Source organism: Amycolatopsis sp. lyj-23, assembly GCF_046549135.1.
Taxonomy (GTDB): domain Bacteria; phylum Actinomycetota; class Actinomycetes; order Mycobacteriales; family Pseudonocardiaceae; genus Amycolatopsis.
Window position 1 is genome coordinate 382,510 of record NZ_JAJPWN010000003.1, and the last position, 13,098, is coordinate 395,607.

The window sequence follows — 13,098 nt, forward strand, 5'->3', positions numbered from 1 at the left end:
ATGAGGACCTCAAGTCGGCCAGGCGCGGAAGAACACGCGAAAGCTTCGTGTTCACCCTCCGGTTTGTCCAGTCCTCGTCCGCCCGCCGCGAACTGCGTCACTCATCCGGGTGGGTTCTGCCAAGTTGTCACCATGCGAGTCCTCTTCGTCCACGGCGCCTTCGTCCGCGACGGCGCCTGGTGGTGGCAGCCGACGGCCGACGTCCTCGAACAGCACGGTCTGCCCAGTTCAGCGGCCGTGCTGCCCAGCTGCGAGGCCGAGCCGCGCGGTGATCTCCACGCCGACGCCGACGCCGTCCGCGCCCTGCTCGACACTTCGGACGAACCCGCCCTGCTCGTCGGTCACTCGTACGGCGGCATGGTGATCACCACAATGGGCGATCACCCCGCGGTCCACCGGCTCGTCTACGTGACGTCGTTCCTGCCGGACGTCGGCGAGGCGCTCGCGGACTTCGGGACGGGCGAGCCGCCGCCGTGGCACGTCAGCCACGACGACGGCTCGGCCAGCGTCCGGGAAGAGTTCGTCCGGCCGCTGTTCGCCCAGGACTTCGACGACGCCACCTACGCCGCGGCCGCCGGCCGCCTCACCCCGCAGAACGAGGCGGTGTTCGGCCAGCCGGCGACCCGGGCGGCGTGGCGGGACGTCCCGTCGACCTACCTCCTCTGCACCGAAGACCGCGCGACGCTGCCCGAAACCCAGCGCGCCCAGGCGGCGCGCGCGACCGACGTCGTCGAACTGCCAGTGGCGCACCACCCCTTCGTCACCCAGCCGGACCTGGTGGCGGAAGTGCTGCTCAGGCTGCGTCCCACAGGGTGAGGAACGCCGACGCCTCGCTGCGGGCCCACGGCCGCAACCGGGCCCGGTCACGCGCCGAGAGCTGGTACTCCTTCGCCCGCCGGACGTCGATCACCAGCGCCTCCGCGCCGGGCAGGATGTCGGGCATCGCCTGCTCCAGCACCCACAGCGCGAGCTGCGCCGAATCCTTCGCCAGCGGCTCCTCCTTGAAGTAGAGCCAGGTCGCGTACCGGCGGCCGTCGCTCTTGCGCAGCCCCATCTGCGGGCTGACGCCGATCTCGAGCTCCCCGATCCGGCACCGGCCCCGGCCGACGTCGACCAGCTTCGGCGACTTCCGGCCGAGGTACCGCAGCCAGCCGTCGGCGATCGCCGCGTAGTGCGGTTTCGTCCGCTCGTCGGCGGCGTTGACGAGGGCGCGCAGCGCGACCTCGTCCTGGTTCGCCGCCCGCCCGGACCGCACCGCGTTGGCCGCCCGCCGGTAGTAGTTGAACGCCGCCCGCGCCGGATCTTCGTACTGCCGGCGCTGCCGCCGGACGAACGACGACCGCGACGGCCCGGAACTCGCGCTGTAGCCCACGAACGTGGACAGGGTGATGTAGGCCATGGCCCTGCCTTCCTCCATCACGCCCCCCGCGGACGCGGGCGGCATCTCCCCTGGACAACGCCAATTTTAGAACATATGTACGACACTTTTCGCGGTCCTGAAGAGTGACCCGGTCGAACTCTCCCCAAATCGGCGGCCGTGCGCTAAGTTGCCGATCAACCTCAAACCGCAACCTCGCCGGTCGGCAGGACGTGCCAGACTGATGCCCCGAACGGTGGATGGGGGTCCCAAAGGATGAGCTGGCAGGAAGAGCTGCGCCGTCTCGACGCGGATCTTGCCGCGGGGCGCATCGGCGCCGCCGACCACCGCAAACAGCGGGACGAGCTGCTCGCCCAGGCGTCCGGGTCCACCGTGCCGTCACCGGTGCCTTCGCCGCTGCGCCGTCCGGGTGAAGGCTGGCGGAGCGCGAACCCGGCGAGCCACCCCGCCCCCGCCCAGCCGGCGCCGCCGCAGCGCATCGAGTCGCCGCGGTACGGCTCGACCCCGACGCCGACGCCGCCGCCACCGGCGCCGCCGCACCCGCCGTGGCAGCGCACCGGCCTGCCGAAGACGCTGTCCGCGGCCCACGTGCAGGCGATCCCCGACCACATGACGACCGCGCCGAGCCCCGCCGACATCGTCCCGACCCGCTACCTGCGGGTCGACGGCCCCGGCGAGCAGGAGTTCGGCCGCCGCTTCCCGCCGATCACGCCGCCGGGCGGAGAGTCCGCGCCACCGCCGCGCGACGCCGAGCCGGAGGAGCCGGCGGGCAAGCACCGGTTCCTGTCCGGCGACGGCGAAGAGGCCGACCGCTCCCGGCGGACGTGGCCGTTCATCGCCCTCGGCGTGCTCGTGGTGCTCGGGCTGATCATCGGCGCGACGGTGTGGCTCGGGCGCGACGAACCGAAGTCCAACGCCCTGTCCACCCTCGTGCCCACGCTACCGCAGCCGCCGGCCGCCGCCGCCCAGCCGCAGCTGGAGGACCAGGTCCCGCCGCTGCCGGGCATGCAGTACGCCGGCAGTTCGACGCTGTCGCTGGCCAAGGGTCTCGACCTGAACCTGTACCCGAAGGAAACCGCGCAGATCTTCTCGCAGCACGGCGTCACGCAGCTCGTCTACCGCGGTTCGTCCACCGGGGACCTGGGCTACCTGGCCTTCGCCGTTCCGACCGACTCGCCCGAGGGCGCGAAGGCCGTCGTCGACTACCTGCGCGCGGCCGCGGCCTCCGGCGGCTTCGCCCCGCTGGCCGGCGACGACAAGGTCGTCACCGGCCGCAACGGCGACCGGCGGCTGGACGGCACCTGGTACACCTCGGGCAAGGTCGCCATCGTGCTGTGGGTGTCCCAGCCGTTCGGGAAGGACCGCAACGACCTGAAAACCGGGCTGGACAACGCGCTTTCGGTGTTCCAGAAAGCGCTGCCGCCCAGCTGATCAGGCCGGCCGGTCCAGCAGCCCGGCCAGGGTGTGGCGGGCGACGTCGGCACCGAAGAGGCGGTCCACCACGGACTTTCCCGCTTCGGACAGCCGCTGCCACAGCTTGTCGTCCTCGAGCAGGGTGACGATCTCCTCGGCGAGTTCCTCGGCCGAAGCGCCGACGAGGACGTCCCGGCCGTGCGTGAGGTGCATGCCTTCGGTGGCCAGCGGCGTGGCGACGACGGGCACGCCGCACGCGAGGCTCTCGCCCAGCTTCCCCTTCACGCCCGCGCCGAAGCGCAGCGGCGCGACGACGACCCTGGCCTCGCCGTAAGCGCTGTCGAGGTTCGGCACCCAGCCGCGGACGACCACGCCTTCGCGGGCCAGGTCGAACACCTCCTGCGGCGGGTTGCTCCCGACGATCTGCGCCACCGCGTCCGGGCGGCGGCGTCGCACGAGCGGCATGATCTCGGTGGCCAGCCAGCGGGCCGCGTCCCGGTTGGGCAGGTGGTCGAAGCTGCCGACGAAGAGCACGTCCGCGCGGCCGTCCGGGACGGCGAGCGCGCCGTCGGCGTGGTGCACGTTGGACAGCACCTCGACCCGCGCCGACGGCACGAGCTCACGCAGCAGCCCACGCTCCACATCGGACACCGTGAAGGTGACGTCGGTGGCGCGGGTGAGGCCGAGTTCGGACTCCCGCAGCACTTCCGCCCGCCGCCGCAGCGTCAGCTCTTCCCGCGTGTCACCGAGCTGGGCGGCCAGGTCGGCCTGCCGGTTGAGCCGGACGAAGTGGAGGTCGACGGTGTCGTAGGCGATGACGCAGTCCGGCGCGTGCTCGCGCACCTGCTCCAGCAGCTGCCAGGCGACGTGCGGCCGCGAGAGGATCGCGAGGCGCAGGTCGGGTCCGGCGTCGCGGAGGAACTCCTGCTGCTCGCCGGGTCCGGTCACCACCGTGACACCCGCCTGGTACAGCGCGTGGGCGTACGGCTCGGGCAGCGCGTTGTTGAGCGGCATGAACACGACCCGGTGGCCGAGGCCGACGAGCAGTTCGAGGACGCGGAACATCCGCACCGAGCCGGAGTCCTTGTCCGGCATGGGCACCTGGTGGTCGGCGACGAGCACGGTGCCGCCGCGGTGGCCGTCCGCCGTCCGCTGGCGCCCGGCCCAGACCGCGCGCGGGCTCGCCTCCGGGAAGTGGTCGCGCAGCTGGACGCTCCACTTCTCGACGAAGACCCCGCGGTTGAGCTCCTGGTGCCGCTTCACGCCGGACGAGACGTCCGTGCCGTTGGTGATGCCCTCGTGGTGCACGACGACCGACGCGGGCTGGACCACCGTCCGGAACCCGGCCGCCCGCACGGCGAACGCCAGGTCGGTGTCCTCGTAGTAGGCGGGCGCGAAACGCTTGTCGAAGCCGCCGATCCGCTCGAAGAGGTCGCGCCGGACGAGCAGGGCCGCGCCCGAGCAGTAGTCGACGTCCCGCACGGACTGGAACCACGGCGTGTCCGCCGACTGCAGCCTGCCGTAGTTCCAGCCGGTGCCGTCGGCCCAGATGATCCCGCCGCACTCCTGCATCCGGCCGTCCGGGTAGACGAGCTTCGAGCCCACGAGCCCGACGTCCGGGCGGGACTCGACCACGCCGACCAGCTCGTCCAGCCAGCCCGGCCGGACCTCGGTGTCGTTGTTGAGGAACATGATGTGCTCGCCGCGGGCGTGCTCGGCGCCGAGGTTGCACGCGCCGACGAACCCGAGGTTCTTCGGGGCGCGGACCAGCCGCACCCCGGCGCAGCCGGCGACGCGGTCGGCCGAGTCGTCGCGCGAGGCGTCGTCGACGACGATCACCTCGAACGGCGTCGACGGCAGGTGGCGCTGGATCGAGTCGAGGCAGCCGCGGGTGAACGGCCAGTTCCCGTAGACCGGGATGACGACGCTGACGATCGGCTGGTCGCTGGTGGTGACCGCGACCGGCCCCGGCACCGGCGGGGTGGCCGGCAGCGAGCCCGCCTGCCTTCCGAGCGCCGTCTCGTAGAGGTCGCGGCGGCGGGTACCGCGCGGGGCGTACTTCTCGATCGACCCGCGGTACTTCCCGATCAGCCGCTGGGCGACGGCGGACGTCTCGGCGCGCAGCTTCGCGTTTTCCGCGGCGAGCCTGCCGATCGTCTCGTTGAGCCCGGCGTTGTTGCCCGCCAGCCACTCCAGCCGTTCGCTGTCGTAGCCGCTCTTGCGCTTGAGCAGGTTCAGCTCGTCGGACGCGCGCCGCCGCTCCTCGCGGGCGCGCTCGGCCTGCTCGATCGCTTCGTCGCGCTCGGCCGCGGCCCGCCGTTCGGCGGCGGTGACCTCGGCCAGCTCGGCGGTCAGCCGGCTCGCGGACGCCGCTGCGCGCTCGCGCTCGGCTTCGGCGCCGGCCAGTTCGGCGCGCAGCCGCCCGGTCTCGGCCGCGGCGCGGGCGACCAGCGTCAGCTTCGGGTCCACGAGCGCGGACGTCGAGGGCACCTCGACCGGCTCGGCCGACGCGACGGAGACGAAGTAGGTGTGCGGTGCGCCCGGCTCGACGACCCAGCCGTCGCCGTCGTCCGACAGGGTCAGCACCTCGGCGCCCCGGCCCGCGCCGCCGTCGTGGATCAGCGAGCCGACGGCGACGTTCTGGCGCAGCACGACGACGTGGGCGAAGCTGCGGGAAAGCAGCTCCCGGTACGCCGGCCCGGTGAGCTCGTGGACGTGGTACGGGTTCTCGTTGCCGTGGTCGTGGCTGTAGACCTCGGTGTCGGGCGTGCTGCACAGGAACACCCCGCCCGGGGCGAGCCGGTTGCGGACCAGCTCCATCAGCCGGTCCTGCGCCTCGACGTGCTCGATCGCCTCGAAGCACGTGATGACGTCGAACCGCTCGCCGTCCAGCGCGGCCGGGTCGGTGATCGACCCGACCTCGAAGCGCAGCCCCGGGTAGGCGCGCCGGGCGTGTTCGACGGTCGTCGGGTCCAGCTCGAGGCCGACCACTTCGGCGGCCGAACGCGCCATCAGCGCGCTGCCGTAGCCCTCGCCGCTGGCCAGGTCGAGCACGCGCTTGCCGGCGGCGAACCGGGCCGCGAACGCGTAGCGGTGGTAGTGCTCGTAGATCACCTGGAGGTCGTCGGTCCACGGCACGCACCGCTCGCCGGTCCACTCGATCAGGCGCTCACCGCTCGTCCCCTTGCCCATGGCGGGCAGATTAGCCGCCCGACCAGGGCCGCCGGGGCCGCCCTCACCTTTCCAGCAGCCGCAGCCCGACCAGGATGTAGGACAGCGTCCGCCGATCGGCGCCGGAACCGGCGGTGATCGACCAGTCGGCGTCGAGCGAGAACCGGACCTGCCGGTGCGCCGCGATCCGCACCGGCACGACCTGCTCGACGAGCCCAGGCCCGACGTCGGCCTTCGCGACCGGCTCCCCGTCGACCGCGATCGTCACGCTGCCGTGGTCGGCGGAGTCGTCCGGCAGGTAGGTGCGCAGCTCGACGGCCTCGACCGCGGCCGTGGTCAGCAGCGGGAACTCGGCCGACGGGCCGGCCCAGTCGTCGTGCTCGACGCCGTTCATCCGGCCGGTCACCAGGCCGGCTCCGCGCACCAGGCGTTCCCCGGGGTTCCCGCCGGGCCGGAACGAGACGCGCCCGGCGGGGTCGACGACCCGCGTGTCGCGCACCGACCGCTCCGGCGTCCGCGAACCGTGCACCCGCAGCGGCCGCGGCACCGGGTGGAACAGCGCGGTGAGGTGCGTCGGGCTGACGATCCCGAGGTCGACCAGCGTGTCGTCGAGGTCGCCGAGGTGCTCGAGCAGCTGCACGTCGGCAGGATCGGCCAGGTCGAGGTTGGGCCCGTAGATCCGGTCGACGAACGGGTCGATGACGTTGGCGTAGGGCAGGAACAGGCTGGGGTGCAGGTATTCGAGCAGCACCGGCAGGACGTCCTGGGCGCGGATGCCCTCGAAGCCGTCGGCCGCGCAGTCGATGTCGACGAACCGGTCGTCGACCTCGCCGGTCAGCGCGTTGCGGCGCAGCCGCGCCGGCAGCGTCGCCCAGATCCGGTCGACGACCTCCAGCGCCTCGGGCCAGCGGCGGTGGCCGTTGCGGCCGATCATGTCGTGCACGACGAGCACGCCGTCGGGGTCGAGCCCGTCGCGGATCTGCCCGTAGAGGTGTTCCAGGTCCAGGACGTGGTGCAGGGCCTGGAACCCGACGACGACGTCGTGTGCGGCGTCCGCGCGCCAGGTGTTGAAGTCCGCGGTGATCAGCTCGACCCGGTCGGCGACCCCCTGCTTGCGGGCGGACGCCTCGGCGCGGGCCTGCATGTCGGGGTTCAGCTCCAGCAGCCGCAGCCGCACGTTGTGCAGCCCCGATTCCGCCAGTGTCCGCAGCCAGCCGAGCTCCTGGTCGCCGTTGCCGCTGCCCAGCGAGAGCACGACGACGTCCCGGTCGAGCCGCTGCGCGCGGGCGCCGATCTCGCCGGTGATCAGCTCGCCGATGCCGGGGACGCCGAGGGCCTGGAGCTTGGGCAGCATGTGCCGCGCGGACCAGTGGTGGGCCGACTCCGGCAGGTTGCCGTGCACCTCGACCTGACCGGCGAAGGTCTCGCGTTCCCTGGCCAGCCGCTGCTCGTAGCCGGGTCCTCGCCCACCGCTCATCGCACGTTCCCGCTTCCCCGGATCCGGCCGGTCCGGCCCCGCCCGGCGCTAGGATACGGCCGTGCCCTCCCGCCTCCGTCCGCAGTCGCCTGCCGACGCGAAGCTGCCGCAGACGCCGGAGTCCTGGCTCCCGAAGGAGCACAACCTCTACCGGCCCCGGCACAGCAGCCGCCAGCGCACCGCGCTGACCTGCGCGATCGTCTTCTTCCTCGCGCCGGTGCTGCTGTGGGTCGCGGGGGTGCAGCCGACCGCGTTCGAAAACCGGCCGCTGCGGCCGTTCCCAAGCCTCGGCGACGGCTGGAACTTCTTCCCGGAACTCACCGGCTGGGCCACCGACCACCTCCCGCTGCGCCAGACCGGCGTCCAGGCCGCGGACCGGATCAGCACCGGCGTCTTCGGCGACCCGCCGGGCTCCGGCCAGGGCACCAACCACGGCACGGTCGGCGTCGACCAGGGCCAGTCCGGCACCGGTGACGTCCCCGGGTACGTCTACCCGCAGGTCATCCCGGGCAAGGACGGCTGGCTCTACCTCGGCGAGGACGTCAACGCGAAGTGCCGTCCGGTGATGGACCTCGACCACGTCGTCTCCGCGCTCCGGCGGCTGCGCGGGGCGGTCGAGAGCTCGGGCCGGAAGTTCGTGCTGGTCTTCGCGCCGGACAAGTACACCCAGGAGCCGTCGCACCTGCCCGACGACTACGTCGGCAAGGCCTGCGCCCAGGCCAGGACCACCGCGTTCTGGAACCGGGTGCCGCGGGAGACCGGCGCGCTCGACCTGCGGCCCGCGCTCGCCGACGCCGAGCAGCGGCTGGGCCGGTCGCTCTACGACCCGAACGACACGCACTGGTCGTACGACGGCGGCCTGGTCATGACGTACGCGCTCGGCCAGGCGATCGCGCCCGGCAGCACGGTGAACTGGCGCGCGGCACCGAACGGCGTCCGGCCGTGGCCCGCGGACCTGGCCCGGCTGCTCGGCCGCACCGAACAGCGCAGCCTGCCCACCTACAGCCTGTCCACCGACGGCGGCCAGGACCGCGCGCGCTACATCGCGAGCGACTTCCGGTCGCCGCTGCGCCTGACGCAGCCGGACGGGGCCAGCCCGGCCGGTTCGCTCCGCCCGGACATCGGGATCGTGGCCGACTCCTTCACCCAGTTCGCCACCCCGTTCCTGGCGGCGACCTGCCAGGACGTCACCATCGTGCACAGCGACACCGTCGGGCAGAGCAACGTGGACCAGCTCGCCGAGCTGTTCGCCGACCGGGACGTGGTGACGTTCGAGTTCGTCGAACGCAGCGTCACCGGCGGCTCGTCGGCGCTGCTGCGGGACCAGACGATCGACGAGCTGGCGAAGGCGCTGGCCCGGCACCCGCGCTGACCTCGACGGCCACCCCGCGGCTCGCATCGGTAACGACGGGGTGGTGGCCGCCGACGGGTAAGCACACCCGTGCACAATGTCTGCGTGCGGCCCGGGGTCTTCGGCCGCGCGCCAGCACGTTCGCATGTTCGGGGACGACTACCCGAAGGGGGTACCAGGGTGACCTGGCAGGAAGATCTGCGCAGGCTGGACGAGGAGCTCGCGGCCGGCAGCCTGACGGCGGACGAGTACCGGACCCGGCGCGATCGCGTGCTGAGCATGGCCGTCACGAACGCCGACGGGCCCCAGCAGGCTCCTGCGCAGCCGTCGTCCTCCTCGGCCGCGGAGACGCAGATCATCCCGCCGGTGTCCGCGCCGGTGAAGCAGCCGGACCCCAGCGCTTCGGCGGAGGCCACGCAGATCGTCTCCTCGGCCGACGCGGGCGGCGAGCGCACCCAGGTCGTGCAGCCGTGGCAGCAGCAACAGCAGAACTCTCCTTCCGGCGGGTTCCCGCAGCCGATGCCGCAGTACCAGCAGCCCTACAGCCAGCAGTCGCCGGCGGGCGGGTTCCCCGCGCCGCAGCACCCGCAGCAGAACCCGTGGGGCCCGGCCCAGCCGGACGCCGCCCCGCCGTGGGGCGGCTCGGACTTCCCGCCGGTGAACCCGTCGAACAACGCCGAATGGATCAGCCAGGGCCCGGAGACGTTCCAGACCCAGCCGTCGTCCGGCAAGGGCAAGAAGATCGCCTTCGCCGCGCTCGGGCTGGTCGTGCTGGCGGGTCTCGGGTTCGGCGTCTGGGCGCTGTTCATCAAGGACAACGGCAACTCCCCGGTCGCCCAGCAGAGCACCAGCCAGCAGCCGCCGCCGGTGCCGACCAGCAAGCCGCTGCCGGAACCGCCCGCCGCCAAGGCCGAGCCGGGCGACAACTCCTCGGCGCTGGCCACCCCGCTCGGCAAGACCCGGGCGGGCGGGGGCACGTTCGACATCGCCAAGCTGGAGACGGCGAAGTTCCTGCCGGCCACCGTCGTCGAGCGGCTCAAGACGGGCGGCATGACGGAAGGCCTGCTCAAGACCTCCACCGACGGCGACGTCACGCTCGGCCTGTACGCGCTCGAAATGCCGAACCCGCAGGCCGCCACGCCGGTCGCGCAGGAGTACGCGAACGCGCAGCAGGAGGGCGGCCTGACCGCCGCGCGGGACCTGTCGCTGCACGGCGTGCCGGTGTTCGCCACGCCTGACGGCGGCCAGCAGTACGTCTACCGCGCGGTGTACGTGCTGTACAGCCGCGTGATCATCGTCGACGCCTACGGCCCGGACAAGGACAAGGCGCTCGACTCGTTCAAGACGCTGCTCAACGCGCAGGTCCAGAAGTCGCCGCCCACCGAGCGGACGAACAACTGACATGACGCTGGAAAAGCGGCTCCGCCGGATCGTCAAGCGGTACGCGGTGGCGCGGAAGTCCTACGACGACCTGACCATCCGGGCGGACCAGCTGTCGTCGCGCTACGACCAGCTTTCCGCGCGCTACGAGAGCCTGATGAACCACCACGACGAGCTGCAGGCGCGGCACGCCGAGGTCCTCCAGGAGAAGCAGGCCTTCGAGGAGCAGTACCGCACCTGGGTCCCGCCGGGGCACTTCTACTCGCCGTTCGCGTCCAAGGAGGAGATCGGCGCCCGTGCGGCGTCGATGTTCGACATCGACGCCCGGCCCGAGGCGATCGACCTGCGGGAAGCGGAGCAGGTCGAGCTGTTCGGCGCCCTCGCGGACCTCGCCGGCGACCTGCCCTTCACCGCCGAGCGCAGCGACGAGCACCGCTACTTCTACGAGAACACCGCGTACTCGTGGTCGGACGCGATCATCCTGCACACGATGCTGCGGCACCTGCACCCGAAGCGGATGATCGAGGTCGGTTCGGGTTACTCGACGGCGATGACGCTCGACACGGCCGACCGCTGGCTCCCGGAGCTGGAGCTGACGTGCGTCGAGCCGTACCCGGAGCTGCTGCAGAGCCTGTTCCGGCCCGGGGACGAGGACCGCGTCCGGGTGCTCGGCCAGGCGGTGCAGGACGTCCCGCTGGAGACGTTCGCGCAGCTGCAGGCCGGTGACGTGCTGTTCATCGACTCGACCCACGTGGTCAAGGCGGGCTCCGACGTCAACTACCTGTTCTTCGAGGTCCTCCCGCGGCTGAACGACGGCGTGTGGGTGCACGTCCACGACGTCTTCTTCCCGTTCGAGTACCCGATGGACTGGCTGGTGGAAGGCCGGGCGTGGCAGGAGGACTACCTGCTCCGCGCGTTCCTGATGTACAACCGGCGGTTCGAGGTCCGCTGGTACCAGCAGTTCATGTGGGCCCACCACCGCGACCTGCTGGAAGGCCGGATCCCCGAGCTGGCGGGCAACTCCGGCGGCAACATCTGGCTGCAGAAGGTCGCGGAGTAGCCCGGAAGCTGTGTCGGTGCACGTGCGCCGCGTCAAGCGGGGCGGCGCGGTGTGACGAGCCCGGACTCGTAGGCCAGCACCACCAGCTGGGCGCGGTCGCGGGCGCCGATCTTCGTCATGATGCGGCTGACGTGGGTGCGCGCCGTCGCCGTCGAGATCACCAGGTGGGCGGCGATTTCGTCGTTCGACATACCGCCGGCGACCAGCGCGAGCACCTCGCGCTCGCGGTCGGTGATCTCGCGGACCGCGCTCGTGTCGATGCGCCGGTTCTCCGGGCGGCCGACGAACTCCTGGATCAGCCGGCGGGTGACCGTCGGGGCCAGCAGGGCTTCGCCGTTCGCGACGACCCGCAGCGCGCGCAGCAGCTCGACCGGCTCGGTGTCCTTCAGCAGGAACCCGCTGGCGCCCGCGCGCAGCGCTTCGTAGACGTACTCGTCGACGTCGAACGTGGTCAGGACCAGCACCTTCGTCCCGGCGAGGTCCGGGTCGGCGGTGATCCGGCGGGTGGCTTCGAGGCCGTCGACACCCGGCATCCGGACGTCCATCACGACGATGTCGGGGTGGTGGGCGCGGGCGAGCGTGACGGCCTGTTCGCCGTCGCCCGCCTCGCCGACCACGTCGAAGCCGTCTTCGGTCTCCAGGAGCACCCGGAACCCGGCGCGGACCAGGACCTGGTCGTCGGCCAGCAGGACGCGGATCATGCTTCCCCCTCGATGGGCAGTTCGACGCGGACTTCGAACCCGCCGTCGACCGGTCCGGCGGTGCACCGGCCGCCGAGCGCGGCGGCGCGTTCGGCCATGCCCCGCAGGCCGTGGCCCGGCGTCGGCCGGGTGCTGCCCCGGCCGTCGTCGCGGACCTCCATGGTGAACGTCCCGGGCCGTCGGTCCCACCGGACGTCGACGCGGTCCGGCCGGTCGGCGTGCCGGACGACGTTGGTCAGCGACTCCTGCAGGATCCGGTAGGCGGCGGCGTCGACCGGGGCCGGGAGGGCGCCGGGTTCGCCGTGGACCTCGACCGTCAGCCCGGCGTCACGGGCGTGGTCGAGGAGTTCGCCGGCCTGGGCGAGGCTCGGCGCGGGCGCCCTGTCCTCCCCGGACCGCAGCACGGCCAGGGTCGCGCGCAGGTCGTTGAGCGCGGACGCGCTGGCCGCCTTGATGTTGAGCAGCGCCTCTTTCGCCTGTTCGGGCCGCCGGTCGGCGACGTGCGCGGCGACCCCGGCCTGGACGTTGATCATCGCGAGGCTGTGCGCGACGACGTCGTGGACCTCGCGGGCGATGCGCAGCCGTTCCTGCTCGGCGAGCCGGTGGCGGTGCTCGTCGGCCTGCTCGCGGCGGGCGGCGAGCGCGTCCAGCTGGTAGCGGACGGCGGTGCCGACGCCGATCACCGCGACCAGCCAGACGACGAGGAACGCGGCTCCGGCCGCCAACGCGAAGGACCTGGTGGTGATGACGTGCACGACGTAGGCGGCGGCGAGCGCCGAGACGCCGGTGATGCCCGCGGTGAGCGGTCCGCGGTGCCGGGTCAGCACGAACAACGCGACGGTCGGTACCAGGATGACCGGCCCGCCCGGCAGGCCGGAGGCGTAGTAGCCGAACGCGGACGCGGACGCGACCAGGAAGAGGGTCAGCGGGAAGCGGTGGACGAACAGCAGCGTGAGAACGGTCGCGGCGAGCCACGCGAACCCGATCGGATGCAGCGGCGACGCACCGGGCTGCCACCGCGACGACGCACTGGTCGCCCCGAGCACGAAGACCCCGACGGCGATGGTGCGCGCCACGCGTCCTGCCCACGGAGGCCTTCTCATGCCGCGAAAACTACCGGTCGCGGCCGGGCGGCGCGTCCGTCCGCGGGCGCACGGCCGGCGTACG

Annotated in this window: 10 protein-coding genes; 5 read left to right on the forward strand and 5 right to left on the reverse strand. The window is 72.5% G+C overall.

All coding sequences use genetic code 11. The features are described from left to right. Positions 1-132: 132 nt before the first annotated feature. Positions 133-816: an alpha/beta fold hydrolase gene (locus ACLJPY_RS07920; protein WP_410587352.1), complete on the forward strand. Its 684-nt coding sequence runs from the start codon at positions 133-135 to the stop codon at positions 814-816. Here ACLJPY_RS07920 and ACLJPY_RS07925 read toward each other — a convergent pair. Continuing rightward, positions 794-1,399: a hypothetical protein gene (locus ACLJPY_RS07925; RefSeq protein WP_410587353.1), complete on the reverse strand. Its 606-nt coding sequence runs from the start codon at positions 1,397-1,399 to the stop codon at positions 794-796. The genes ACLJPY_RS07920 and ACLJPY_RS07925 overlap by 23 nt on opposite strands. Before the next feature lie 234 nt (positions 1,400-1,633). Between ACLJPY_RS07925 and ACLJPY_RS07930 the strand changes: the two genes are divergently transcribed. Continuing rightward, positions 1,634-2,809 (forward strand): hypothetical protein, encoded by a 1,176-nt coding sequence (locus tag ACLJPY_RS07930; RefSeq protein ID WP_410587354.1) that lies wholly within the window; start codon positions 1,634-1,636, stop codon positions 2,807-2,809. On the opposite strand, the gene ACLJPY_RS07935 is transcribed toward ACLJPY_RS07930, so the two are convergent. Then, a complete protein-coding gene (locus tag ACLJPY_RS07935) occupies positions 2,810-5,983 on the reverse strand; it encodes a glycosyltransferase (RefSeq protein ID WP_410587355.1) in 3,174 nt (1,057 codons plus the stop codon). A gap of 43 nt (positions 5,984-6,026) precedes the next feature. Then, complete coding sequence (locus tag ACLJPY_RS07940) at positions 6,027-7,439, reverse strand: SAM-dependent methyltransferase (RefSeq protein WP_410587356.1); 1,413 nt, start codon at positions 7,437-7,439, stop codon at positions 6,027-6,029. Positions 7,440-7,500: 61 nt separating this feature from the next. Here ACLJPY_RS07940 and ACLJPY_RS07945 point away from each other — a divergent pair, with 61 nt between their 5' ends. From ACLJPY_RS07945 to ACLJPY_RS07955, 3 genes are all read left to right on the forward strand, one after another. Beyond that, a complete protein-coding gene (locus ACLJPY_RS07945) occupies positions 7,501-8,811 on the forward strand; it encodes an alginate O-acetyltransferase AlgX-related protein (RefSeq protein WP_410587357.1) in 1,311 nt (436 codons plus the stop codon). Between the two features lie 159 nt (positions 8,812-8,970). Further along, a complete protein-coding gene (locus tag ACLJPY_RS07950; RefSeq protein ID WP_410587358.1) occupies positions 8,971-10,191 on the forward strand; it encodes a DUF1707 domain-containing protein in 1,221 nt (406 codons plus the stop codon). Position 10,192: 1 nt separating this feature from the next. Beyond that, the gene (locus ACLJPY_RS07955) at positions 10,193-11,230 is read left to right on the forward strand and encodes a class I SAM-dependent methyltransferase (RefSeq protein WP_410587359.1); all 1,038 of its coding nucleotides are present in this window, start codon (positions 10,193-10,195) and stop codon (positions 11,228-11,230) included. Between the two features lie 32 nt (positions 11,231-11,262). On the opposite strand, the gene ACLJPY_RS07960 is transcribed toward ACLJPY_RS07955, so the two are convergent. Both ACLJPY_RS07960 and ACLJPY_RS07965 read right to left on the reverse strand, forming a co-directional pair. Next, complete coding sequence (locus ACLJPY_RS07960) at positions 11,263-11,931, reverse strand: response regulator (RefSeq protein ID WP_410587360.1); 669 nt, start codon at positions 11,929-11,931, stop codon at positions 11,263-11,265. Next, the gene (locus tag ACLJPY_RS07965) at positions 11,928-13,007 is read right to left on the reverse strand and encodes a sensor histidine kinase (protein ID WP_410587361.1); all 1,080 of its coding nucleotides are present in this window, start codon (positions 13,005-13,007) and stop codon (positions 11,928-11,930) included. Before ACLJPY_RS07965 ends, ACLJPY_RS07960 begins: the two co-directional genes overlap by 4 nt. Positions 13,008-13,098 lie beyond the last annotated feature (91 nt).

Excerpts from the sequence above, each read along its gene's own strand:
- ACLJPY_RS07920 (WP_410587352.1), top strand. The coding sequence starts at position 133 with ATGCGAGTCCTCTTCGTCCACGGCGCCTTCGTCCGCGACGGCGCCTGG.
- ACLJPY_RS07955 (WP_410587359.1), top strand. The coding sequence starts at position 10,193 with ATGACGCTGGAAAAGCGGCTCCGCCGGATCGTCAAGCGGTACGCGGTG.
- ACLJPY_RS07960 (WP_410587360.1), bottom strand. The coding sequence starts at position 11,931 with ATGATCCGCGTCCTGCTGGCCGACGACCAGGTCCTGGTCCGCGCCGGG.
- ACLJPY_RS07925 (WP_410587353.1), bottom strand. The coding sequence starts at position 1,399 with ATGGCCTACATCACCCTGTCCACGTTCGTGGGCTACAGCGCGAGTTCC.
- ACLJPY_RS07940 (WP_410587356.1), bottom strand. The coding sequence starts at position 7,439 with ATGAGCGGTGGGCGAGGACCCGGCTACGAGCAGCGGCTGGCCAGGGAA.
- ACLJPY_RS07935 (WP_410587355.1), bottom strand. The coding sequence starts at position 5,983 with ATGGGCAAGGGGACGAGCGGTGAGCGCCTGATCGAGTGGACCGGCGAG.
- ACLJPY_RS07930 (WP_410587354.1), top strand. The coding sequence starts at position 1,634 with ATGAGCTGGCAGGAAGAGCTGCGCCGTCTCGACGCGGATCTTGCCGCG.